This window comes from Pseudomonas sp. 8(2025) (assembly GCF_052665325.1).
Window position 1 is genome coordinate 708,800 of sequence record NZ_JBQOIE010000001.1, and the last position, 23,144, is coordinate 731,943.

Annotated in this window: 22 protein-coding genes; 10 read left to right on the plus strand and 12 right to left on the minus strand. The window is 63.9% G+C overall.

What is annotated here, in order from left to right; translation table 11 throughout:
- Positions 1 to 6: 6 nt before the first annotated feature.
- Both ACUXVH_RS03370 and ACUXVH_RS03375 read left to right on the plus strand, forming a co-directional pair.
- Positions 7 to 702 (plus strand): DUF1190 domain-containing protein, encoded by a 696-nt coding sequence (locus ACUXVH_RS03370; protein WP_123397713.1) that lies wholly within the window; start codon positions 7 to 9, stop codon positions 700 to 702.
- On the plus strand, positions 699 to 1,856 hold the full coding sequence (locus tag ACUXVH_RS03375) for a glutathionylspermidine synthase family protein (RefSeq protein WP_015637287.1): 1,158 nt from the start codon (positions 699 to 701) through the stop codon (positions 1,854 to 1,856). The genes ACUXVH_RS03370 and ACUXVH_RS03375 overlap by 4 nt, the downstream gene beginning before the upstream one ends.
- On the opposite strand, the gene ACUXVH_RS03380 is transcribed toward ACUXVH_RS03375, so the two are convergent.
- Positions 1,857 to 2,744, minus strand: a complete 888-nt coding sequence (locus ACUXVH_RS03380) for an acyltransferase (protein ID WP_011063890.1) — start codon at positions 2,742 to 2,744, stop codon at positions 1,857 to 1,859.
- A gap of 237 nt (positions 2,745 to 2,981) precedes the next feature.
- On the opposite strand from ACUXVH_RS03380, the gene rloA2 reads away from it, so the two are divergent.
- The 5 genes from rloA2 (at position 2,982) to ACUXVH_RS03405 (ending at position 7,271) form a co-directional block, all read left to right on the plus strand.
- Positions 2,982 to 3,482, plus strand: a complete 501-nt coding sequence (rloA2, locus tag ACUXVH_RS03385) for a retropepsin-like aspartic peptidase RloA2 (protein WP_011063889.1) — start codon at positions 2,982 to 2,984, stop codon at positions 3,480 to 3,482.
- A gap of 59 nt (positions 3,483 to 3,541) precedes the next feature.
- Complete coding sequence (gene creB / locus ACUXVH_RS03390) at positions 3,542 to 4,222, plus strand: two-component system response regulator CreB (protein WP_011063888.1); 681 nt, start codon at positions 3,542 to 3,544, stop codon at positions 4,220 to 4,222.
- On the plus strand, positions 4,222 to 5,640 hold the full coding sequence (gene creC / locus ACUXVH_RS03395; RefSeq protein ID WP_019094051.1) for a two-component system sensor histidine kinase CreC: 1,419 nt from the start codon (positions 4,222 to 4,224) through the stop codon (positions 5,638 to 5,640). Before creB ends, creC begins: the two co-directional genes overlap by 1 nt.
- A 91-nt stretch (positions 5,641 to 5,731) precedes the next feature.
- A complete protein-coding gene (gene creD, locus ACUXVH_RS03400) occupies positions 5,732 to 7,108 on the plus strand; it encodes a cell envelope integrity protein CreD (protein WP_011063886.1) in 1,377 nt (458 codons plus the stop codon).
- Positions 7,101 to 7,271, plus strand: coding sequence for a hypothetical protein (locus ACUXVH_RS03405; protein WP_158267418.1), 171 nt, complete (start codon positions 7,101 to 7,103; stop codon positions 7,269 to 7,271). Before creD ends, ACUXVH_RS03405 begins: the two co-directional genes overlap by 8 nt.
- Here ACUXVH_RS03405 and ACUXVH_RS03410 read toward each other — a convergent pair.
- On the minus strand, positions 7,268 to 7,897 hold the full coding sequence (locus tag ACUXVH_RS03410; protein ID WP_011063885.1) for a glutathione S-transferase: 630 nt from the start codon (positions 7,895 to 7,897) through the stop codon (positions 7,268 to 7,270). The genes ACUXVH_RS03405 and ACUXVH_RS03410 overlap by 4 nt on opposite strands.
- A 100-nt stretch (positions 7,898 to 7,997) precedes the next feature.
- Between ACUXVH_RS03410 and ACUXVH_RS03415 the strand changes: the two genes are divergently transcribed.
- Entirely contained in the window at positions 7,998 to 8,450 is a 453-nt protein-coding gene (locus ACUXVH_RS03415) for a hypothetical protein (protein WP_401401788.1), read from the plus strand.
- Here ACUXVH_RS03415 and ACUXVH_RS03420 read toward each other — a convergent pair.
- The 7 genes from ACUXVH_RS03420 to ACUXVH_RS03450 form a co-directional block, all read right to left on the minus strand.
- Positions 8,397 to 8,585, minus strand: a complete 189-nt coding sequence (locus ACUXVH_RS03420; RefSeq protein WP_011063883.1) for a hypothetical protein — start codon at positions 8,583 to 8,585, stop codon at positions 8,397 to 8,399. The genes ACUXVH_RS03415 and ACUXVH_RS03420 overlap by 54 nt on opposite strands.
- Positions 8,582 to 9,703 carry a PepSY-associated TM helix domain-containing protein gene (locus tag ACUXVH_RS03425; RefSeq protein WP_053154262.1) on the minus strand — a complete coding sequence of 374 codons (1,122 nt, stop codon included), beginning with the start codon at positions 9,701 to 9,703 and terminating at the stop codon, positions 8,582 to 8,584. The genes ACUXVH_RS03420 and ACUXVH_RS03425 overlap by 4 nt, the downstream gene beginning before the upstream one ends.
- A 63-nt stretch (positions 9,704 to 9,766) precedes the next feature.
- Complete coding sequence (locus tag ACUXVH_RS03430; RefSeq protein ID WP_019095940.1) at positions 9,767 to 12,196, minus strand: TonB-dependent siderophore receptor; 2,430 nt, start codon at positions 12,194 to 12,196, stop codon at positions 9,767 to 9,769.
- A 181-nt stretch (positions 12,197 to 12,377) separates the two neighbouring features.
- The gene (locus tag ACUXVH_RS03435) at positions 12,378 to 13,355 is read right to left on the minus strand and encodes a FecR domain-containing protein (protein ID WP_445493926.1); all 978 of its coding nucleotides are present in this window, start codon (positions 13,353 to 13,355) and stop codon (positions 12,378 to 12,380) included.
- A complete protein-coding gene (locus tag ACUXVH_RS03440) occupies positions 13,352 to 13,870 on the minus strand; it encodes an RNA polymerase sigma factor (protein ID WP_011063879.1) in 519 nt (172 codons plus the stop codon). The genes ACUXVH_RS03435 and ACUXVH_RS03440 overlap by 4 nt, the downstream gene beginning before the upstream one ends.
- A 269-nt stretch (positions 13,871 to 14,139) precedes the next feature.
- Positions 14,140 to 14,847, minus strand: coding sequence for a 3'-5' exonuclease (locus tag ACUXVH_RS03445; protein ID WP_011063878.1), 708 nt, complete (start codon positions 14,845 to 14,847; stop codon positions 14,140 to 14,142).
- On the minus strand, positions 14,844 to 16,778 hold the full coding sequence (locus ACUXVH_RS03450; protein ID WP_015637279.1) for a putative nucleotidyltransferase substrate binding domain-containing protein: 1,935 nt from the start codon (positions 16,776 to 16,778) through the stop codon (positions 14,844 to 14,846). Before ACUXVH_RS03450 ends, ACUXVH_RS03445 begins: the two co-directional genes overlap by 4 nt.
- A gap of 258 nt (positions 16,779 to 17,036) precedes the next feature.
- Between ACUXVH_RS03450 and ACUXVH_RS03455 the strand changes: the two genes are divergently transcribed.
- Positions 17,037 to 17,483, plus strand: a complete 447-nt coding sequence (locus ACUXVH_RS03455; protein ID WP_015637278.1) for a response regulator — start codon at positions 17,037 to 17,039, stop codon at positions 17,481 to 17,483.
- 79 nt (positions 17,484 to 17,562) lie between these two features.
- Here the strand turns inward: ACUXVH_RS03455 and ACUXVH_RS03460 are convergent, their stop codons facing one another.
- Positions 17,563 to 19,740, minus strand: a complete 2,178-nt coding sequence (locus ACUXVH_RS03460; RefSeq protein WP_445493929.1) for a malate synthase G — start codon at positions 19,738 to 19,740, stop codon at positions 17,563 to 17,565.
- A gap of 554 nt (positions 19,741 to 20,294) precedes the next feature.
- On the opposite strand from ACUXVH_RS03460, the gene ACUXVH_RS03465 reads away from it, so the two are divergent.
- Complete coding sequence (locus tag ACUXVH_RS03465; RefSeq protein ID WP_011063874.1) at positions 20,295 to 20,813, plus strand: glycine cleavage system protein R; 519 nt, start codon at positions 20,295 to 20,297, stop codon at positions 20,811 to 20,813.
- 222 nt (positions 20,814 to 21,035) lie between these two features.
- Here ACUXVH_RS03465 and rarD read toward each other — a convergent pair whose 3' ends face one another.
- Both rarD and ACUXVH_RS03475 read right to left on the minus strand, forming a co-directional pair.
- Positions 21,036 to 21,923 (minus strand): EamA family transporter RarD, encoded by an 888-nt coding sequence (rarD, locus tag ACUXVH_RS03470; RefSeq protein WP_011063873.1) that lies wholly within the window; start codon positions 21,921 to 21,923, stop codon positions 21,036 to 21,038.
- Positions 21,924 to 22,162: 239 nt separating this feature from the next.
- The gene (locus ACUXVH_RS03475) at positions 22,163 to 23,137 is read right to left on the minus strand and encodes a serine/threonine protein kinase (RefSeq protein ID WP_011063872.1); all 975 of its coding nucleotides are present in this window, start codon (positions 23,135 to 23,137) and stop codon (positions 22,163 to 22,165) included.
- Between the last annotated feature and the right edge of the window lie 7 nt (positions 23,138 to 23,144).

The window sequence follows — 23,144 nt, forward strand, 5'->3', positions numbered from 1 at the left end:
GCGGCCATGAAACGCAGCAAGAGCGTGCGCCTGGTGTTGCTGGGCAGCGTGCCGTTTGCCCTGGCCGCCTGTGACGGCCAGTCCCAGGCGACCCGGGAAGTGCGCCAGACCCAGAATTTCAGCAGCGTCAGCGAATGCGAACGGGCACAGATTCCGTCCGCCATTTGCCAGGCCGCCCGCGATGACGCCCGCGAGCGTGGGGAGCGTGTGGCCCCGCGTTACCTGGACCTGCAACGTTGCGAGGAGGATTTCGTCACCGCCAACTGCATGGTCTCGCGCGATAACCGAGCCTATGTACCGATTTCCAGCGGTTTTGCCCTGACCTCCCAGCGCACGGTGCCGGACAAGCCCGAAGAAGAACAACAGACCAGCTCCAGTGGTGGTGGTGGTGGTGGTGGTGGTGGCTCTAGCTCGGGCTCGCGCTTCTGGCGCTGGATCGGCCTGGATTCGACCCCTGAACCGCGCTATTTCAGCGAGGCCCTGTACAAGCAGCGCGATGGTCGTGGCGGTACCCAGCTGAGCACCCTCAGCCAGCAGGTGGAGGCCGGCAAGACCTTCTCCGGCGCCAGTGGCGGGCGCTTCGGGATATCCAGCCCGGAACACTTCACCAGCGCCGGCAACCCGCTGGCCGGCGCCCATGAAGTGGTCAGCCGCAGCGGCTTCGGTTCCTCCAGCCGCAGCAGTTGGAGCTTCGGTTCTTGAAACGCATCCCCAGCACCCCGCGTGCGGACTGGCAAGCCACGGCGGAGCAACTGGGTTTTGCCTTCCACACCTTCGACGGTGAGCCTTACTGGGACGAGTCGGCCTACTACCGCTTCAGCCTGCGGCAGATCGAGGACGACCTGGAAGACCCGACCCAGGAACTGCACGAGCTGTGCATGGCCCTGGTGGCCGAGGTGGTGGACAGCGAGGAACTGCTGGAGCGCCTGGCTATCCCTGCGGCCTTTCATGAGTTGATCCGCCAGTCATGGAAGCAGGGCGACCCCCACCTCTATGGGCGCATGGACCTGTGCTACGACGGCACCGGCCCGGCCAAGCTCCTGGAAACCAACTACGACACGCCGACCTCGCTGTACGAGGCGAGCTTCTTCCAGTACGTCTGGCTCGAACAGCAGATGCAGCGCGGGCAATTGCCGGCCGGCTGCGACCAGTTCAACAGCATCGAGGACAAGCTGCTCCAGGCCTTCGTCCAGGGCGGCTTCAAGTCGCCGATGCACTTTGCCTCGGTCAGGGATTCGCTCGAAGACCGCGGCACGGTCGAATACCTGCGCGACATTGCCCGTCAGGCTGGCCTGGGGACGCGGTTGCTCGACATCGAGGACATCGGTCTGAATGCCGGCGGGCGTTTCGTCGACCTGCTGGGCACCCCCATCGACAGCCTGTTCAAGCTCTACCCCTGGGAGCACCTGTTCAACGAAGCCTTTGGCCCGGCCATTGCCGGCAGCCGCACGCAGTTTGTCGAGCCGCCGTGGAAAGCCATTCTCTCCAACAAGGGCGCGCTGGCCCTGCTCTGGGAACGGCATGCGGGGCACCCGAACCTGCTGCCGGCGTTTATCGACGACGACCCCGCCGCCAGCCTGGGCCCGGGGTGGGTGCGCAAGCCGTTCTTTTCCCGAGAGGGCGCCAATGTGGAAATCTGCACCGAAGGCGGCGAGCATTTGATCGAGGCCGGGCCCTACGGCGGCGGGCCCTGCATCCGCCAGCAGTTCCACCCCTTGCCGGTGTTTGCCGGCAACCACACGGTGATCGGCAGTTGGGTGATCGGGGACCAGCCGGCGGGTATCGGCATTCGTGAGGACAACTCGCCGATCACCAAGGACAGCAGCCGCTTCCTGCCCCACGTGATCAGCGATTGATCAGCGGCTTTCGCCCAGCAACTCGCTGATGCGCTGGTCCTTGTCGGTCCACAGCCGGTTGACCCAGTCCTGCACCTGCTGGCGGAACGCCGGGTCGTTTTCGTAATCGCCCTGCCACAGCGCGGGGTCCAGTTCGCGGGTGCGGATGTCGATGATCACCTTGGGCACGCTGCCGCAGATCAGGTCCCAGAAACCGGGAATGCGTTCCTGGGGATAGACCACGGTGACATCCAGCATGGCGTCCAGCTGTTCGCCCATGGCCGCGAGGACAAAGGCCACGCCGCCAGCCTTGGGCTTGAGCAGGTGCTGGAAGGGCGAGCCCTGCTGCTGGCGCTTGGCCGGGGTGAAGCGGGTGCCCTCCAGGTAGTTGACCACGGTCACCGGCTGGCGCTTGAACAGCTCGCAGGCAGCCTTGGTGATTTCCAGGTCCTTGCCTTGCAGTTCCGGGTGCTTGGCCAGGAAGGCCTTGCTGTAGCGCTTCATGAAGGGGTAGTCCAGGGCCCACCAGGCCAGCCCCAGGAACGGCACCCAGATCAGTTCCTTCTTGAGGAAGAACTTGAAGAACGGCGTGCGCCGGTTGAGGGTCTGGATCAGGGCCGGGATGTCGACCCAGGATTGGTGGTTGCTCACCACCAGGTAGGAGGTGTCGACCCGCAGGCCCTCGCCGCCGCGTATGTCCCAGCGGGTGGGGATGCACAGGGCGAAGATCAGCTTGTCGATCTCGGCCCAGGTCTCGGCGATCCACATCACCGCGGCCGAGGCGTAGTCGCGCAGGCGCCCGGGCAGGACCAGCTTGAGCAGGGCGAACACCATCAACGGGCCGAACAGCACCAGGGTGTTGAGCAGCAGGAGCAGGGTGACGAAACAGCCGGTGAGCAGGCGGCGCATAGGGCACTCTTTGCAATCTTTTGGGCGCGCCATGATAAGCAGCTTCGGCGGGCAGGCCAAATTCTAGTGTGCTGACGAATGTTTCACCTGGGGGCGGGTAGGGTGGGTGGCAATTGGCTGGGGTGTCTATCGGGGCCCTTTCGCCGGCAAGCCGACTCCTACGGGGCTCGGGTAGAACCAATTCGTTGGCTGCGGTCTAAAATCCCGCTGCCCACTTTCTTCAAGGAATCCACCGTCGTGAAATCTGTCCTTGCTCTCGTGTCTCTGTTGGCGCTGCCGGTGATGGCTGCCGAGCCGACCCTGTATGGCCGTTACGAATACATCCGCCTGCCGGAAATCGGCGAAACCCTGCAAGCCAAGATGGACACCGGGGCCCTGACCGCTTCGCTGTCGGCCAAGGATATCCAGACCTTCACCCGCGATGGCGAGGACTGGGTGCGCTTCCGCCTGGCCACCAAGGACGCTGGCAGCAAGGTCTACGAACACAAGGTGGCGCGCATCAGCAAGATCAAGAGCCGTTCCGACGAGGACGATGACCGGGAAGAGCCGCAGGCGGCCAAGCGCCCGGTGGTGGAACTGGAAATGTGCCTGGGCAACGTCAAGCGCACGGTGGAGGTCAACCTCACCGACCGCAGCAGCTTCAACTACCCGCTGCTGATTGGCGCCAAGGCCCTGCGCGAATTCGGTGCGGCGGTGAACCCGGCGCGGCGTTATACCGCCGATAAACCCGACTGCTGATTGACGACTTACCAGGCATCCGGCACCGTTCGCCCACTGAATTTGCGTGCTTGGATGCCATGCCCCATATCCTGATTGTCGAAGACGAAGCGGCGATTGCCGACACCCTGATCTTTGCCCTGCAAGGCGAAGGCTTCACTACCACCTGGCTGAGCCTGGGCCGTGCGGCCCTGGAGCATCAACAGGCGAGCCCGGCGGACCTGATCATCCTCGACATCGGCCTGCCGGATATCAGCGGCTTTGAAACCTGCAAGCAACTGCGGCGCTTCAGCGAGGTGCCGGTGATGTTCCTCAGTGCCCGGGACGGCGAGATCGACCGGGTGGTGGGCCTGGAAATCGGTGCCGACGATTATGTGGTCAAGCCCTTCAGCCCGCGGGAAGTGGCGGCGCGGGTCAAGGCGATCCTCAAGCGCATGGTCCCGCGGGTGGCTCCCGAGGCGGTCGCGGCGTTGTTCGTGATTGACCCTGAGCGGGTGCAGATCAGTTACCGTGGCCAGCCCCTGAGCCTGACCCGGCATGAGTTCCGCCTGCTGCAATGCCTGCTGGAACAGCCCGAGCGGGTGTTCAGCCGCGAGCAGTTGCTGGACGCCCTGGGGGTAATGGCGGATGTGGGCTATGAGCGCAACATCGACAGCCATATCAAAAGCCTGCGGGCCAAGCTGCGCCTGGTGGCGGCCCAGGCCGAGCCGATCCAGACCCATCGCGGCCTGGGCTACAGCTACAGCCCGAGCCACGCCTGATGACCTTGGGGCTGCGGATCTTCCTGGTCTATTTGCTGTTCATCAGCCTGACCGGCTATTTCGTGCTGAGCACGGTGATGAAGGAGATTCGTCCCGGGGTCCGCCAGTCCACCGAGGAAACCCTGGTGGACACCGCTAACCTGCTGGCGGAGATCCTGCGGGATGACTTCAAGGCCGGCACCCTCAGCGAGAACCGCTGGCCGCAGCTGTTGCGTGCCTATGGCGAGCGGCAACCGGCGGCGACCATCTGGGGCCTGCCGAAGAATCAGGTCAACCACCGCATCTACGTGACCGACGCCAAGGGCATCGTGGTCCTGGATTCCAGCGGCCTGGCGGTGGGCCAGGACTATTCGCGCTGGAACGACGTGTACCTGACCCTGCGCGGCCAGTACGGCGCGCGCTCGTCGCGCTCGCTGGCCGACGATCCCAATTCCTCGGTGATGCACGTGGGTGCGCCGATCCGCGACAACGGCCAGATCATCGGCGTGGTCACTGTGGCCAAGCCCAACAGTTCCCTGCAGCCCTATGTCGACCGCACCGAGCGGCGCCTGCTGTGGTACGGCGCCGGGCTGATCGCCATGGGCCTGCTGTTCGGTGCCTTGCTGTCCTGGTGGCTGAGCGCCGCGCTGCGGCGCATGACCGCCTATGCCCTGGCGGTAAGCGAAGGGCGCCGGGCCGAGTTGCCGCACTATCGCGGCGGTGAAATGGAACAGTTGGCCACGGCGGTGGAACACATGCGCACCCAGCTCGAAGGCAAGGCCTACGTCGAGCGCTACGTGCATACCCTGACCCACGAACTGAAAAGCCCCCTGGCGGCGATTCGCGGGGCGGCGGAGCTGCTGCAGGGCGAAATGCCCCTGGAACAGCGCCAGCGTTTCGTCGGCAATATCGACAGCGAAAGCGCGCGCATGCAGCAGTTGATCGAGCGCCTGCTGAACCTGGCGCAGGTGGAGCAGCGCCAGGGCCTGGAAGAGCGGGTGAATGTGCCCCTGGCGCCGTTGTGCAAGGAGCTGCTGAACAGCCAGCACGGGCGTATCGAAGGCAAGCAACTGCAGGTGGAACTTCGGGTGCCGGCGGACCTGGCCTGGTCCGGCGAGCCGTTCCTGCTGCGCCAGGCCCTGGGCAACCTGCTGACCAATGCCCTGGACTTCAGCCCCGTGGGCGGCCTGTTGCGTTGCAGCGCGCAACCTGTGGAGGAGGGCGTGGAGCTGGTGCTGTTCAACCAGGGCGAGCCGATTCCGGACTATGCCCTGCCGCGCCTGTGCGAGCGGTTCTATTCCCTGCCGCGCCCGGACAGCGGACGCAAGAGCACCGGCCTGGGGCTGAACTTCGTCGAGGAAGTGGTGCAGTTGCATGGCGGCCAGATGCGTATCGACAACGTTCCGGGCGGGGTGCAGGTGACCTTGCGCCTGCCCTGAGCGGGGATTCTCCACAGACTCTCCACATTGCTTCCATAAAACCCCCATAGCCGCGTTCCAGACTCTCCTCCATTCGAACCGGGAGAGCCTCATGAACCGCAACCTGACCTTCAAACTCGGGGCCATTGGCCTGTTGATCCTGCTGTTGCTGATACCGCTGCTGATGATCAGCGGCCTGATCAGCGAGCGCCAGAGCCTGCGCGACGGCGTGCTCGACGATATTGCCCGCAGCTCCAGCACCCAGCAGCAGATCCGCGGCCCGGTGATGGTGGTGGATTACCGCAAGACCGTGCGCACCTGGAAGACCGACGAAAAGACCAAGAAGCGCTATCAGGACATCGGCGAGGAGCAAGGGCGCATGTTCTTCCTGCCGGAACACTTCGAGCTGGACGGCAAGGCCCAGACCGAGCTGCGTGCCCGGGGCATCTACGAGGCTCGGCTGTTCCACGCCGACAACCACATCAGCGGCCATTTCGCCGTGCCCGAGCAATACGGGATCAAGGAAGATTTTGCCGACTACCAGTTCGACCAGCCCTTCCTGGCGGTGGGCATCAGCGATATCCGCGGCATCGAGAACGCCCTGCAACTGCAACTCAACGGCCAGACCCTGGACTTCGCCCCGGGCACCTTTGTCAGTTGGCTGGATGAAGGCGTGCATGTGCTGCTGCCGCCCCTGGACCTGAAAAAGAACACCCGCCTGGATTTCGCCTTCGACCTGCGCCTGCAGGGCACCGGCCAGTTGCAGGTGCTGCCGGTGGGCAAGACCAGCAAGGTCCTGCTGACGGCCAACTGGCCGCACCCGAGCTTTATCGGCAACTACCTGCCGGTGCAACGTGAAGTGACCGAGCAGGGCTTTTCAGCCATCTGGCAGACCTCGTTCTTCTCCACCAACCTGGAACAGGCCATGGAGCGTTGCGCATTCGGCACGCAATGCCAGGACTTCAACGGCCGCAGCTTCGGCGTGAGTTTCATCGACCCGGTGGACCAGTACCTGAAGAGCGACCGGGCCATCAAATACGCCTTGCTGTTCATCGGCCTGACCTTCGCCGGCTTCTTTCTCTTCGAGGTACTCAAGAGCCTGTCGGTGCACCCGATCCAGTACGGGTTGGTGGGCGTGGCCCTGGCGTTCTTCTACCTGTTGCTGCTCTCGCTATCGGAGCACCTGGGCTTTGCGCTGGCCTATGGCGTGTCGGCGGCAGCCTGTGTGGGGCTGATCGGCTTCTATGTCAGCCATGTGCTGCACAGCTGGCGTAACGGCGCGCTGTTCGCGATCGCGCTGGCGGCCTTGTACGGCCTGCTCTATGGCCTGCTCAGCGCCGAGGATTACGCGCTGCTGATGGGCTCGCTGCTGCTGTTCGGGCTGTTGGGCGTGTTCATGGTGCTGACCCGCAAGCTGGACTGGTATGGCATTGGCCAGCGCAAGGCAGCGCAGCCTTTGCAGTTCGATCTGGAGGCCGTCCATGAGTAGGTCATTGGGTTTGCGTGAGGATCAGCGCCAGCGGGAGCATCTGGCGCAGCGCATCGGCCAGTTGTTTCCGCTCGATGCCTGGTGGCTGGTACGCCAGCAAGCCATGCCCCGTGCTGCAGGAGCCGGCTTGCCGGCGAAGAGGCCCGATCGCCTGACCGATTAGACCGGCGGCCGGGTCGCCAGCATCGACGGGCGCTGGCTGATCTCGAAGTACCAGGCGGCCAGCTGGGGATGGTCCTGGCGCCATTCCAGGTCGGGGTGGCGGAAATCCAGGTAGCCCAGGGCGCAGGCAACGCTGATGGCGGCAATATCGAAGTGGCTGGCCAGTTCGGCAATCGCTTCGGCTTCCAGCACCGCCAGGGCTCGGCGGATCTTGTCGCGCTGGCCGTCGAGCCACTGTTCCCAGTGTTTTTCCGGGGCACGCAGGGCCAGCTCGTAGCGCACCAGTACCGAGGCGTCCATGATCCCGTCGGCCAGGGCCGCGAGCGTCAGGCGCCGCCAGCGGGCCGAGCCGTCCCGGGGGATCAGCGGGTTGCCGACGTGCTGCTGGTCCAGGTAGTCGAGGATTACCCGGCTGTCGTACAGCACCTGGCCGTTGTCCAGGCGCAGGGCGGGGATCTTGCCCAGGGGGTTGTCCTGGTTCAGCGCGGCGTCCGGAGCTACCGGGCTCAACTGGCTGGCTTGCAGGGCGACCCGGTTCAACTGCCCGGTTTCATGCAGCAGCACCATGACTTTGCGTACGTAAGGTGATGCCGGGTTGTGGAACAGCGTCATGCTTGGGGTGGACATGAATATTCCTCGCGGGTGGAAGTCTCGCAGCCCGGGGATCTTAGCGCAGCCTGTGGCATTGGCCACAGGGGCGATTGGCGATACAGACGAGGAGTGATGAGTGCGCAGGTCCTATCTTCTACACGGGTTGTACAGCCTGGCCCTGACTCTGTTGGGCGCGCTGGCGGTGTATCTGGCCTTGCAATACGAGTTCCGCCGCAAGGGTGAAGGGGAGCCGGAGCTGGTCATGGCGTTCGCCTACATGGCCTGGTACTGGGCCCTGCCGGCACTGGCCCTGCCGGGCCTGGGCTGCGCACTGCTGGCCTGGCGCGGGCCCGACCCGGTGACCCAGCCCTGGCGCTGGAGCCTGGCGGCCAGCTATGTGCCGCTGCTGGGGCTGGCGTTGTTCAGCGTGCTGGTGGCCATCGAGGCGCTGCTGGAAAATCGCCTGTTCATCCCGGTGATGCTGATCGGCCTCGGGCTCTCGATGTACCTGTGGCGTGGTTTCCCGGCGCCAGGTTCAGGCCGCCGGTTTGCGCCGCAACAGGCCGCGCAGGGCGATCAGCGTCGGTAGGCCCAGGCCCAGCCAGCTCAGGCTGTCCCAGGCCCCGTCTCCCAGTAGCGCCGCGAACAACCCGGCGGCGCAGAGCAGGCCAATGCCCAGGGGCGCGGCGAAGACCTTCCAGAAGTTCGATTGCCGGGGTTTCATGGGCGCACCTGCGGCATCGACTTGCCGGCTCGCCGGCGGGCTAGCCACAGGTACAGGCCGCTGCCCAGGACAATGATGGTCAGCACGTCCATCGCCGCCCACAGCACCTTCATCGGCATGCCGCCGTAGTCGCCGAAATGCAGCGGCTGGGACATGCCCATGGCGTCCATGTACCAGGGCCGCCCGGCCACGGCGGTGACCTGCAGGCTACTGGCGTCGATCAGCACCGGGGTCAGCAGGTGCGAAGTCAGGTGGCTGCTGCCCTTGAGGAACACCGCGTAGTGATGCTCGCTGGAAAAGCGTGTGCCGGGGAAGGCGATGAAGTCCGGCTGCATGCCCGGGGCGGCTTCCCTGGCGATATCCAGCAGGCGGCTGGCCGGCGCCAGTGAGGTCAGTGGCGGCGCGTCGCGGTAGGGCGCGACCATGGCGCTGAGGCTGTCGTTGCGCCAGGCGGCGATGATCAGGTCGGCACAAGCGCTGATCACGCCGGTAACGCCCACCACCAGGGCCCAGGTCAGGGTTACCACGCCGATCAGGTTGTGCAGGTCGAGCCAGCGCAGGCGGCTGGACTTGTCCTGGCGCACCGTGGCGAACTTCAGGCGGCGCATGAACGGCAGGTAGAGCACCGTGCCGGAGATGATCGCCAGCACGAAGAGGATGCCCATGAAGGCCAGCAGCAGCTTGCCCGGCAGCCCGGCGAACATGTCCACATGCAGGCGCAGCATGACCATCATCAACCCGCCATTGGCTGAGGGCATGGCCACGGCCTCGCCGGTGCGGGCGTCGAGCATGAAGGTGTGGGAGGCGTTGGGCTCGGTGCCGGCGGTCCTGGCCATGATGGTCATCACGCCATTGGGTTCGTCCTCGTCCCAGCCGAAGTACTGCATGACCTCGCCCGGGCGATGAGCCTCGGCGGCCTTGACCAGCTGTTGCAGGTCCAGGTGCGGGGTGTCGGCAGGCATCTCCCGCAGTTCGGGGGAATCCCCCAGCAGGTGGTCGATCTCGTGGTGGAAGATCAGCGGCAGGCCGGTGAGCGCCAGCATCAGCAGGAACACCGTGCAGATCAGGCTGGTCCAGGTGTGGATAAAGGACCAGCGGCGGATTGTCTTGCTTTTCATTTCTTAGCCTTCAGACACACCAAGGCCGCCCTTGTCGGACGGCCTGGTTGTTAACTCAGCTGGTTACCATTGATAGGTGGCGCTGGCGACCACGCTACGCTGATCGCCGAAATAGCAGTAGGAACCATCGCAAGTGGAAAGGTAATCCTTGTCGAACAGGTTCGTGGCGTTGAGTTTCAGCGACGCTCCTTTGAGGCTGTTGTCCAGGCGGCCGAGGTCGTAATGCACGGCGGCATCGAACACCGTGTAGGCGTCGGCCTTGCCCAGCCAGGTGTTGGCTTGGTCGCCATAGGTATTGCCGGTGTAGCGGGCGCCCGCACCGATGCCGAAACCATCGAGTACGCCGGAATGCCAGGTGTAGTCAGTCCACAGGGAGGCTTGCTGGTTTGGCATCAGTTGCAAGCGGTTGCCTTTGTAGATGCCTTTTTGCACCTCAGACTTAGCCAGGGTATACGCGGCGATGACCTTGAGGTTTTCGGTTACGTCAGACACCGCCTCCAGTTCCAGGCCTTTGACCTTCACTTCGCCGGTCTGGTTGGTGATCGATTCGCCACCGGCGCCAATGCTGGTCACCAGGACATTTTTCTGTGTCAGGTCGTAGACCGCCGCGCTCAGCAGAGTGTTCGAACCTGGTGGCTGATATTTGACCCCCAGCTCCCATTGTTTGCCTTCCGTGGGTTTATACGATTCGGTCGGTGAAACGCTGGCGTTGCTCGCTGGCTGGAACGATTCGGCGTAGGAGATGTACGGCACAACACCCGAGTCGAACACATAGCTCAGCGCCGCATTGCCACTGAAGTTCTTGCTGCGATCAGTGTTGGTCACGTCTTTCTTGTTGAGGTAGGTGGTGCCTTGGTGCACCCAGTCCTCACGGCCACCCAGGGTCAGGCGCCAGTTGTCCAGGGCCATCTGGTCCTGGACGTAGAGGCCGGTCTGAATGGTCTTCTGGTCGTAGTCGTAATAGGCGTCGGCGCGCGACGGACGAACAATCGACTGTCCATAGACCGGGTTGAAGATGTTGGTGGTTCCCCCGTTACCGTAGATCGACAGGTAGGAGGTATCGGTACGTTGGTGGTCCAGGCCAAGCAGCACGGTGTGGCTGATGTCGCCAGTGGTGAAGTCCGCTTGGAAATTGTTGTCGACCGCGAACTGGCCGATGTCTTCGTCGACGTTGGTCGAGGTACGGCTGATGTTGCCTGCTGCATCAGCCGGGGAGTAGGCGTAAGAACCAACGGTCAACTGTTGGAAGGACAGCTCCGATTTGGTGTAGCGCAGGTTCTGACGGAACTGCCAGACATCGTTGAGGCGGTGCTCGAAGGCGTAGCCTAGCGCGTAGTAGGTCCGATCGTAGAACTCGTAGTCCGGGTCACCCAGGTTCTTGTGATGGGAAACGTCGCCCAGTGGCGACTTGATCTTGGTGCCCTGGATCGGCATGAACTGGCTGGTGGCACCCGTATCGTCACGGGTGAACTGCGTGAGCAGGGTCAGCTTGGTATCGGTATCGATGTTCCAGGTCAGGCTGGGAGCGATGTTGTAACGCTTGTTGTCGATGTGGTCGACCTGGGTGCCGGCGTCGCGAACGACACCGCTGAGCCCATAAAGAAACTGGCCTTCATCGTCGATCTTGCCGGTGCTGGCGAAGTTGATCTGGCGGTAGTTGTCACTGCCGTACTGAATCTGGACGGCGTGGCTGGTGTCTGCGCTTGGGCGCCGGCTGACCATATCCAGCAGGCCGCCCGGTGGGGTCTGCCCATACACCGAGGACGCCGGGCCGCGCAGCAGGGCAAGGCGGTCGAGGTTCCAGGTTTCCGCTTTCGGATTGGCATACACACCGCGGGGCAGGGGCAGGCCGTCGAGAAATTGTGTGGGTTCAAAGCCACGTACACGCATCCAGTCATAGCGGGTGTCGCTGCCATAGCTGGCAGAAACAATCCCGGGCATGTAGCGCACGGCATCGTCTAGATTCTGAACGTTGCGGTCTTCCATCTGTTGGCGGGTAGCGACGGAAATCGAGCGCGGAGCTTCAACCAGCGAGGTATCGGTCTTGGTGCCGGCGGCGGTACGTGTGGCGAGGTAACCGTCGACCGGGCCCCAGGCGCTCTCGCCAGCTTGCTGGCCGGTGATATTGGTTTGCGGCAAGGCCACCACGCCTTCCGGCGTGGCCACCAGGCTGTAGGTGCCGGCGCTGCTGTGCTCCAGTTGCAGGCCGGTGCCACGCAGGGCCTCACGCAGGGCGCCCGGTGCATCGAACTGGCCCTTGACCGGGGCCGAAGTCTTGCCCGCCGCCAGGGACGGATTCAGGCTCAGGGCCAGGCCGGCCTGGCTGGCGATCTGGTTCAGGGTGCTGGCCAGCGGTGCGGCCGGCAGGTTGTAGGCGCGCACGCTGGTGGACTGTTCGGCAGCCATCAGCGCCGGGCTGGCCAGGGGGGCGCAGAGGGCGATGGCAACGGCCAAGAGACTGGGGCGCAACAGGGTGTCTAGAGGGCGGGACATACGGCGGCTCCTGAATGGAAATGTTTCGCAATTGCCTAGGTGCCGGACGAGATTGGAAAAGTGATAGGGGCGGATTGAAAATAATTTAGATTTAGACTGATTGAGGCTAATTCGCCGGCAAGCCAGCTCCTACGGGATCGGTGCAGGAGCCAGCTTGCCGGCGAAGGCTGCGACACCGACCTCAGTGCTTGGCGTCGGCCTTGGCCACCACCGTCACCCACCAGGGGGTGTGCCGTTCGATCTTCACCGGCAGGCTCGGCAGCAGGGCATTGAGCGCGAGGTCCGTGTCCTGCAACGGGAAACTGCCGGTGATCCGCAGGTCGGCCAGTTCCGGTGCGACGCCCAGGTGACCACGGCGGTAACGGCCCAGCTCATCGATCAGGTCACCGAGCCGGGCGTTGTCCACCACCAGCATGCCCCGGGTCCAGGCGTCGGCCCCCAGGTTCAGGGCCTGCAGCGGGCCGAGGCCATCGCGGCGCATCAGCACTTGCTGGCCTTCCTTGAACACGTGCTCGTCCTGACCGGCTTGCGGCCGCGCCGCCACCGCCGATTGCAGCACCCCGAGGCGGGTGCCCTGGTCCTCGCGCTTGACCAGGAACCGCGTGCCCAGGGCGCGCATGCGGCCGTCGCGGGTTTCGACGATGAACGGCCGGCTGTCGTTGTGCCCGGTCTCGATCAGGATCTCGCCTTCCTGAAGCACGATCCGCCGCTGCTTCTCGTCGAAGCGCACATCCAGCGCACTGTGGGTATTGAGGTTGATCACCGTGCCGTCGGCCAGGCGCAGGGTGCGCTGCTCGCCGGTGGCGGTGCGCTGGTCTGCCAGCCAGTAGTCCATCGGCAGGTAGCGTTCCCCGGCAAACAGCGCCAGGCCGCCGAACAGCACGACGCTGGCGACCCCGCGACCCAGCTTGCGTACCCGCCGGCGCAAGCCTTCGCGCGATTGCAGCAAGGCGTTGCGGGCCGGGCCGGTGGCCACGCCAAAGCGCTGGTCGAGCATGCCCAGCTGGCGCCAGGCGCGGGCGTGTTCTTCATGGGCAGCGTGCCACTTGGCAAACTCTTCGCGCTCCACGGCACTGGCGCCGCCATCCAGCGACAGCTGCCAGGCGATGGCGGCATCCAGCACCTGGGCCGACACCGGCTTGGAACTCATGGGGGTCATAGCGGCTCCCCGTATAGGGCGATGTAGCACTGGCGGATGCCCTGGGCCAGGTATTGGCGCACCCTTGGCACCGAGACCCCCAGGCGTTCGGCGATCTCGGCGTGGCTCAGGCCGTCGAGGCGGTTATAGAGGAAGGCCATGCGCGCCTTGCTGGAGAGCTTGCCCAGCAGGCGGTCGATGGCCTTGAGGTCTTCGAGGATCATCTGCTGTTCTTCGGGCGACGGTTGTTCGCCTTCGGGGATCAGCATCAGTTCGCTGAGGTAAGCCTGTTCCAGTGCGGCGCGCCGGAAATAGTCGAACAGCAGCCCCTTGGCGATGGCCACCAGAAACGCCCGGGGCTCCCGGGGCGCCTTGAGTTCGTCGCGGCCCAGCAGGCGCACGAAGGTGTCCTGGCTCAGGTCCTCGGCCCGCTGGCTGCAGGCAACGTTGCGCCGTAGCCAGGCCAACAGCCAACCACGATGGTCGCGATACAACGCACCAACCAGCTCATTGTGAGGGCTTTGGACTGACGACAACGGAACTCACCAATCGAGAAGTTTAAACTAACGAGAATTATTCGCGATTGTGGCAGAGGCGAAACAGTGGCGCAATTGACGCTGGTCGGCTGCCTTGTGGCTGAAAGAGGGCGGGTGCCCAAGACAAGGAACCAGTTGTGTCGAGGGAACTGGCTCCCGTTGGCGTGCGCAGCACGCCCAAGGCGTTGTATCTGTTAGATCCAGGACTCAGGTTCTACGGCCGCGGCGCGGCCGAGCGGGAGCAAGCTCCTTCGCCACAGTGCGGCTGCTCAGAACGAAGGGGCCTGCTGCCGGCGTTTCCACTGGCCCAGGCGCTGTTGCAGGTTCAGCGGGCTGTGGATCTGCTGCTGGCGGGCGCGGTTGAACAGGATCAGCGCCAGCTCCGCGGTGGCCAGGGCATCGGCCGCCGCGTTATGGCGCTCCACCACTTGCAGGTTGAACCAGCGCACCCAGTCGTCCAGCCCGGCTTCGCGGATCTGGGCCTGGGGGCACAGCAACGGCGCCATGTCCGCTACATCGAGGAAGCTGTGTTGCAGGCGGTAGCCCAGGCTGTCCTTCAGCGCCCGGCCGAGCATGTGCTGGTCGAACGGGGCATGAAAGGCCAGCAGCGGGCTGTCGCCGACGAACTCCATGAAATCCAGCAGGGCCTCCACCGGATCACAGCCGGCGGCGATGGCGCTGGGCCCCAGGCCGTGGATCAGTACGCTGGGGCTGAGCTTGTGGCCCTGGCGTTGCAGGGTGCGCTCGAACTGCTGGCTGAAGTCGATGGCACCGTCTTCGATCACCACCGCGCCAATGGACAGCACCTGGTCGCGGTTGAGGTTGAGGCCGGTGGTTTCCACGTCCACCACTACCCAGCGCTGCTCTCGCAGGCTGCTTTCATTCAGCTCGGTGAAGGCCGGTAGCCGATCGCGACGCTGTTGCTGCTCGGCACTCAGCAGGCTGACTGCGGGGCGGAACCAGGCAAACAGGCTCATAGCTGGTACCGCAAGGCCAGGCTGCTTTGCAGGCGCTGGGCCTGGCGCAGGGATTCACGCAGGATGCGCCGGTCCAGGTGGTTCAGGCTGTCCGGGTCGACCCGGTTGGAATAGGGCTGGTTCTCCCGGGTCTGGCGCTGGTGCTGCTGCATGCGGGTCTGCTGGATGAAGTGATAGGCCTCTTCATAGGCGGCGCCGTCCAGGGGCTCGATCACTTGTTTGGACACCAGCTGGCGCAGGCGCTCCAGGGTATTGATCGCGCCGATGCCGTTGGCCAGGGCCAGCAACCGGGCACCGTCGACGAAGGGGGTGAGGCCCTGGACCTTGAGGTCCAGGGTGGCCTTTTCGCCATTTTTCCTGGCCAGCACGAACTCGCGAAAACGCCCCACGGGCGGGCGCTGGCGCAGGGCGTTTTCCGCCATCATGCGTTGGAACAGACGGTTGTCCGCCACCTGGTCGAGGATGCCCCGACGCAGTTGTTCGGCGCTCTGTTCATCGCCCCAGACCACCCGCAGGTCGAAATAGATGCTCGAACCCAGCAGGTTTTCCGGGGTGGCCTCACGGATGAAGGCCGCGAAGCGCCGGGCCCATTCAGCACGGGACAGGCACAGCTCGGGGTTGCCGGCCATGATGTTGCCCTTGCACAGGGTGAAACCGCACATGGCCAGGCTTTGGTTGATCTGCTGGGCAATGGGTAGCAGCTTGCCGCGGATTTCTGCCGCGTGGGCCGCGTCCCGGGCCTCGAACAGGATGCCGTTGTCCTGGTCGGTGTGCAGGGTCTGTTCGCGTCGGCCTTCACTGCCAAAGCACAGCCAGCTGAAAGGCACGCCGGGGTCGCCCTTGTCGGCCAGGGTCAGTTCGATGACCCGGCACACGGTGTGATCGTTGAGCAGGGTGATGATATGGGTGATCTGGGTCGAGGAGGCGCCGTGGGCCAGCATGCGCTCCACCAACTGGCCGATCTCGCCCCGCAGCGCCACCAGGTGTTCGACCCGGGGCGCGTTGCGGATGGTCCGCGCCAGGTGCACCAGGTCGACCCGCTGCAGGGAAAACAGATCGCGCTCGGAAACCACCCCGCACAGGCGCTGTTCTTTCACCAGGCAGACGTGGGCGATATGCCGCTCGGTCATGGCGATGGCGGCGTCGAAGGCGCTGTGGTCCGGGCTGAGGAAGAACGGCGCCTGGGTCATGTGCTGTTCGATGGGCTGGTTGAGGTCCTGGGTGCCGTCGGCCACCACCTGGCGCAGGTCGCGCAGGGTGAAGATCCCCAGCGGGGCCTTGCGTTCGTCCACCACGACGATGCTGCCTACCTGCTGCTCATGCATCAGCGCCACGGCTTCGCGCAGCGGCGTCTGCGGTGAACAGGCCACCGGATGACGCATGGCCAGCTCGCCCAGGCGGGTGTTCAGCGAATACTGGGTGCCGAGGGTTTCCACGGCTTTCTGTTTGACTTGCTGGTTGACCTGGTCCAGCAGGCTGCTGACTCCACGCAGGGCGAAGTCGCGAAACTCCGCGGACAGGGCGAACAGCTTGATGAAAGCGCCCTTGTTCAGTTGCAGGCAGAACGTATCTTCGGCGGCGCGATGCTCGGTGCGGGTCGCGCGCTCGCCCAGCAGCGCGGCCAGGGGGAAACACTCGCCGGAAGTGATTTCGAAGGTGGTCTCGGTGCTGCCCTTGGCGGCGTGTGTGCGTTCGCCCACCACGCGGCCCTGCTTGACGATATAGAAGTGCTCGACCGGGCCGTCGGCCGGCTTGATGATGCTGTCGCCGGGGCCGTAGAAGCGCAGTTGGCATTGTTCTACCAGGTAGGCCAGATGCAGCTGCTCCATCTGGTTGAACGGCGGGAACCGTTGCAGGAACTGCACGGTCCCCTGGATGTTCTGCAACACCGCGGTCTTCCCGGCCTGGGTGAAGGCGTCCGCTTTACTCATAACGATTACCGCAGTCTTTTTGGATTTGTTGTGGTCGGATCACGGCATGGTCGGCTGCAACGTCTGGGGTGCCCATTGGACGTAAGTCTAGGTAGCGCCCTAGGGGCCGGACATTTGGCTTTGAAGCGTCGGCAATCAATGCGAAAAAGCTCTGATCAAGACTCTTGGCAATTTTTCCGACGAAGTGCACATTGGAGGCCTGCTTAGCGATGTCTGACCACTGTGCTAGGGGATTGATCTGTTCATGTAGAGAAATGTATGCCCGACCACGATATTTTGAGTGACGCCGAGCGCGAGGCCCTGAGTGCGGTCATGCTGGAACCGGATCTGCCGCCCCAGCGGGTGCTGATCGCCGATGACGACAAGGATGCACGGGAGCTGCTTGCGGAGATTCTTGGCCTGGATGGCATCCGTTGCATCACGGCGGCCAGTGGCAAGGCCGCACTTGAGTTGCTTGAATCGAATAAATCCATCGGCCTGTTGATCACCGATCTGCGCATGGCGCCCTGCAATGGCCTGGACCTGATCCGCCAGGTGCGTGAATCGGAGCGGGCGGCGCTGCCGATCATCATCATTTCCGGCGACGCCGATGTCCGCGATGCCATCGCCGCCATGCACCTGAGCGTGGTGGACTTCCTGCTCAAGCCGATCGACACCACCAAGCTGCTGGCCCTGGTCAAGCACGAGCTGGGCGTGGTGCTCTAGCCGATCCCTTGCCACACAGGCGAAAAAAAGCCCCGGCCTTGCGACCGGGGCTTTTTTAATTACTGCTGGTTACGCGGGCTTACAGACCGTTCTTGGCCTTGAACTCGCGACGCCGGCGGTGCAGGACCGGCTCGGTGTAGCCGTTTGGCTGCTTGGTGCCTTCGATCACCAGTTCCAGGGCGGCCTGGAAGGCGATGTTGCTGTCGAAGTCCGGTGCCAGGGGGCGGTACAGCGGGTCGCTGGCGTTCTGCCGGTCAACCACCGGAGCCATGCGCTTGAGGCTTTCGAGCACCTGCTCCTGGGTGACCACGCCGTGGCGCAGCCAGTTGGCGATGTGCTGGCTGGAGATACGCAGGGTGGCGCGGTCTTCCATCAGGCCGACGTCATTGATGTCCGGCACTTTCGAACAGCCCACGCCCTGGTCGATCCAGCGCACCACGTAACCGAGAATGCCCTGGGCGTTGTTGTCCAGTTCGTTCTTGATCTGCTCCGGCGTCCAGCTCGGGTTGACCGCCAGCGGGATGGTCAGGATGTCATCCACCGAGGCGCGGGCACGCTTGGCCAGTTCGGCCTGGCGGGCGAATACGTCGACCTTGTGATAGTGCAGCGCGTGCAGCGCAGCGGCGGTCGGGGATGGAACCCAGGCAGTGTTGGCGCCGGCCAGTGGGTGAGCGATTTTCTGTTCGAGCATCGCTGCCATCAGGTCCGGCATCGCCCACATGCCCTTGCCGATTTGCGCGCGACCTTGCAGGCCGGTGCTCAGGCCGATATCGACGTTCCAGTTCTCGTAGGCGCCGATCCATTTCTCGGCCTTCATGTCGGCCTTGCGCACCATGGCGCCGGCCTCCATGGAGGTGTGGATTTCGTCGCCGGTGCGGTCGAGGAAGCCGGTGTTGATGAACACCACGCGCTCGCTGGCCGCCTTGATGCAGGCCTTGAGGTTGACCGTGGTGCGGCGCTCCTCGTCCATGATCCCGACTTTCAGGGTGTTGCGCGGCAGGTTCAGCACCTCTTCGATGCGGCCGAACAGCTCGTTGGTGAACGCCGCTTCTTCAGGGCCGTGCATCTTCGGCTTGACGATGTACATCGAGCCGGTGCGGCTGTTCTTGCGCGACGTGTTGCCGTTGAGGTTGTGGATCGACGCCAGGCTGGTGACCAGGCCGTCGAGGATGCCTTCCGGCACTTCGTTGCCATCCTTGTCGAAGATCGCATCGATGGTCATCAGGTGGCCGACGTTGCGCACGAACAGCAGCGAACGACCGTGCAGTTTCACCGGCTCGCCATTGACCCCGGTGTATTCGCGATCGGCGTTCATGGTGCGGGTGAAGGACTTGCCACCCTTGGAAACTTCTTCCGCCAGGTCGCCTTTCATCAGGCCGAGCCAGTTGCGGTAGATCACCACCTTGTCGTCGGCATCCACTGCGGCGACCGAGTCTTCGCAGTCCATGATGGTGGTCAGGGCCGCTTCCATCAGCAGGTCCTTGACCCCGGCGGCGTCGGTCTGGCCGACCGGGCTTGTGGCGTCGATCTGGATCTCGAAGTGCAGGCCGTTGTGCTTGAGCAGGATCGCGGTAGGGGCCGCAGCGTCGCCCTGGTAGCCGATCAGTTGCGCGTCGTTGCGCAGGCCGCTGTTGCTGCCGCCCTTGAGGCCGACCACCAGCTTGCCGCCGACGATCTTGTAGCTCACCGAGTCCACGTGGGAGCCGGCAGTCAGCGGCGCGGATTCATCGAGGAAGGCGCGGGCGAAGGCGATGACCTTGTCGCCGCGGACCTTGTTGTAGCCTTTGCCTTTTTCCGCACCATCGGCTTCGCTGATGGCATCGGTGCCGTACAGGGCGTCGTACAGCGAGCCCCAGCGAGCGTTGGAAGCGTTGAGGGCGAAGCGCGCATTCATCACCGGCACCACCAGCTGCGGGCCGGCCATGTGGGCGATCTCTTCATCGACGTTTTGCGTCGTGGCCTGGAAATCCGCCGCTTCTGGCAGCAGGTAACCGATGTCTTGCAAGAAGGCTTTATAAGCCACAGCGTCATGCGCCTGGCCGGCACGGGACTGGTGCCAGGCATCGATACGTGCCTGGAAGTCATCGCGTTTGGCGAGTAGGGCTTTGTTCTTCGGCGCCAGGTCGTGAATGACCTTGTCTGCACCGGCCCAGAACGAGTCGGCGGTGAGGCCGGTACCGGGAATGGCTTCGTTGTTCACGAAGTCGAACAGGACTCTGGCGACCTGCAGGCCACCGACTTGAACGTGCTCAGTCATTGCTTGCCTCACTCTGCTCAGCTATTTCGCTTTTCAGCTCTTCAAATTAACAATGAAGCCGGCGGCCATTTAAAGCACAACCCTGTTCTCCAGTACATGCCATCGCTGGCGGCTGGGTCCTTCCAATCAACGGCGGAGCCTTGCTGACGGGCTGTTGCGGGGGTTGCGATCAGGCCTTGGCGGACATCGTTCCAACGTTATGTAGTGCGCGCTGCGGCATACTACATGATGAACTGCGGTTGTGAAAATTAGACTAAAAGCGTCGTTCCGCGACTTTAAAGTGCAGTGCGGTCACGCAGGGGAATGCGATGTTCTCAAAAAGCCGGTGGATTGTTCCATATAAATACAAAAAGTTGTACACGATTTGTGTTTTGCCTTGCGCACCCTCGTAGGGGCTGGCTTGCCGGCGAATAGGCCTTCGGGGTTTGCGTCGGCCTTGCGGGCACATTCGCCGGCAAGCCAGCTCCTGCACAAGCTGCTGCCATATGGGCTGGAAGGCACGGGGAATGAGGCTGCCTATACTGGATCTTTCATTGCTCAAAGAGGGCTGCGCCATGGACCATCTCGTTCTCACGGTATTCGCCCCGGACAAGGCCGGCCAGGTCGAGCGCATTGCCCAGTGCATCGCCGAGCATGGCGGCAACTGGCTGGAAAGCCGCCTGTCACGCATGGCCGGGCAGTTCGCCGGGATCCTGCGGGTGGCAGTGCCGGCCGAAGCCTACGATGAACTGGTGGATGCCCTGCAAGGCTTGTCGGCCCAGGGCATTCGCGTGTTGATCGCCGAAAGCGGCGTGGAGCAGTCCTGCACCTGGAAACCCATTGCCATGGAACTGGTGGGCAACGACCGCCCGGGAATCGTGCGCGACATCACCCGGCTGCTGGCCGAGCAGGGGGTGAACCTGGAGCGCTTGGTGACCGAGGTGCGCCCAGCGCCCATGAGCAGCGAGCCGCTGTTCCACGCCGAGGCGATCCTTGCGGTGCCCCTGACCCTGTCCCTGGAAGTGCTGCAGGCGCGCCTGGAAACCCTGGCGGACGACTTGATGGTGGAATTGGTCCTGCGCAGCGAGCCCTGAGCCTTGTGAGGGTTATCCCAGTAAACCGTGCATGTGCCTGTGGATAACCTGTAGAGACCAGGCCCTGGCCCAGAGCCAGCGCGGCGTTGCGCCAGTTGATCAAAAAATCAGCAGTTTCAAGGGCTTGTGCACAAAGGGCGGGGATCAGGTTGTGGATAACCTTGGGAAGAACCGCTGCAAGCCACGAAGAGCGTGGCCTGCAGGGCTTTGTACGTTTATTGATCAGCGACGCCCGCGCAGGCTGAGCCAGGCATCCACGCTGTATACCGCCAGGCCGGCCCAGATAAACATGAAGGCCAGCAAGGTGCTGGAGGACAGGTGCTCGTCGAACAGCAGCACGGCCTGCAGCAGCACCAGGGTGGGAGCCAGGTACTGGAGGAAACCCAGGGTGGTGTAGGGCAGGTCCCGCGCGGCAGCGTTGAAGCACACCAGAGGTACCAGGGTCACCGGGCCGGCAGCCACCAGCCACCAGGCCTGGGAACTGCTCCAGAACTCGGCATGGGCACTGCTGGCATCGGGATGCAGCAGCAGCCAACCCAGAGCGATGGGCACCAGCATCCAGGTTTCCACCACCAGGCCGGGCAGGGCCTTGACCGGCGCCTGCTTGCGGATCAGCCCGTAGAAGCCGAAGCTCAGCGCCAGCATCAGCGAGACCCAGGGCAGGCTGCCTACCTGCCACACTTGCTGGGCCACGCCCACCGCCGCCAGGATTACCGCCAGCCACTGCATGCGCCGCAGGCGTTCGCCAAGAATCAGCATGCCCAGCAGCACGTTGACCAGTGGGTTGATGTAGTAGCCCAGGCTGGCTTCGAGCATGCGCCCGTTGTTCACCGACCAGACGTAGGTCAGCCAGTTGGCGGCGATCAGGGTGCCGCTCAGGGCCAGGATCGCCAGGCGCCTGGGGTTGTCCCGCAGTTCGCGCCACCAGCCGGGGTGCTTCCACACCATCAGCAGCAGGGCGCCGAACAGCGCCGACCAGAGCACCCGGTGGATGATGATCTCGACCGCGGGAACGCTGGCGATAGCTTTGAAATAGAGCGGGAACAGACCCCAGATGATGTAGGCGGTCAGACCCAGGATGTACCCGCGGCGCGGGTTGGCGGCTTGCATGCAGAATCCTTGCTTAGGCAGCTAACAAAGCCGCAATTGTAAGGACAATTGTCTAGACCTGTCCTGACTTTTACCCCGCTGCCCACTGTGGACGCCGGCTTGCCGACGAGGGCAATCTCTCGGGCCCTTTCGCTGGCAAGCCAGCTCCTACGGCTGGCGCCTTTGTGTGGGTACCGGCTTGTCGGCGAAGGTGCTTTCTCGGGTCCCCTTCGCTGGCAAGCCGGCTCCTGCAGGCCGGGTCAGAACAGCTTGAGGGGTTCTTCGTTGAGGGCCGCCAGCTGTTCGCGCAAGGCCAGCACCTGATCGCCCCAATAACGTTCGCTGCCGAACCAGGGGAAACTGTGGGGGAACGCCGGGTCGTCCCAGCGTCGTGCCAGCCAGGCGCTGTAGTGCATCAGGCGCAAGGCTCGCAGTGGTTCGATCAGGGCCAGCTCCCGCGGGTCGAAATCATGGAACTCGCTGTAGCCATCCATCAACTCGGACAACTGGCCCAGGCATTCCTGGCGGTCGCCGGCGAGCATCATCCACAGGTCCTGCACCGCCGGGCCCATGCGGCAGTCATCCAGGTCGACGATATGGAACATCTCGTCGCGGCACATCATGTTGCCGGGGTGGCAGTCGCCGTGCATCCGGATGTTCTGGTGTGGCGTGGCCTGGTAGACCTCTTCCACCCGCTTGAGCAGGTCCCGGGCCACCGACTCGTAGGCTGGCAGCAGGCTCTTGGGGATGAAGTTGCCCTGCAGCAGGGTTGCCAGGGAATCGTGACCGAAGTTCTTCACCCCCAGGGCTTCGCGGTGTTCGAACGGGCGGGTGGCACCCACCGCGTGCAGGCGGCCCAACAACTGGCCGAGACGGTAGAGCTGGTCCAGGTTGCCTGGCTCCGGGGCGCGGCCGCCGCGGCGGGGAAACAGGGCGAAACGAAAGCCCGCGTGTTCGAACAGGCTGGCGCCGTCGTGAATGATCGGCGCCACCACCGGCACGTCGCATTCGGCGAGTTCGAAGGTGAAGCGGTGTTCTTCCAGGATCGCTTCGTTGGTCCAGCGCTGGGGCCGGTAGAACTTGGCGATCAGTGGCTCGCTTTCGTCGATGCCGACTTGATAGACGCGATTTTCGTAGCTGTTGAGCGCCAGCACGCGGGCGTCGCTGAGAAAGCCGATGCTTTCAACGGCGTCCAGGACCAGATCGGGGGTCAGTGTTTCAAACGGGTGCGACATGCTTACT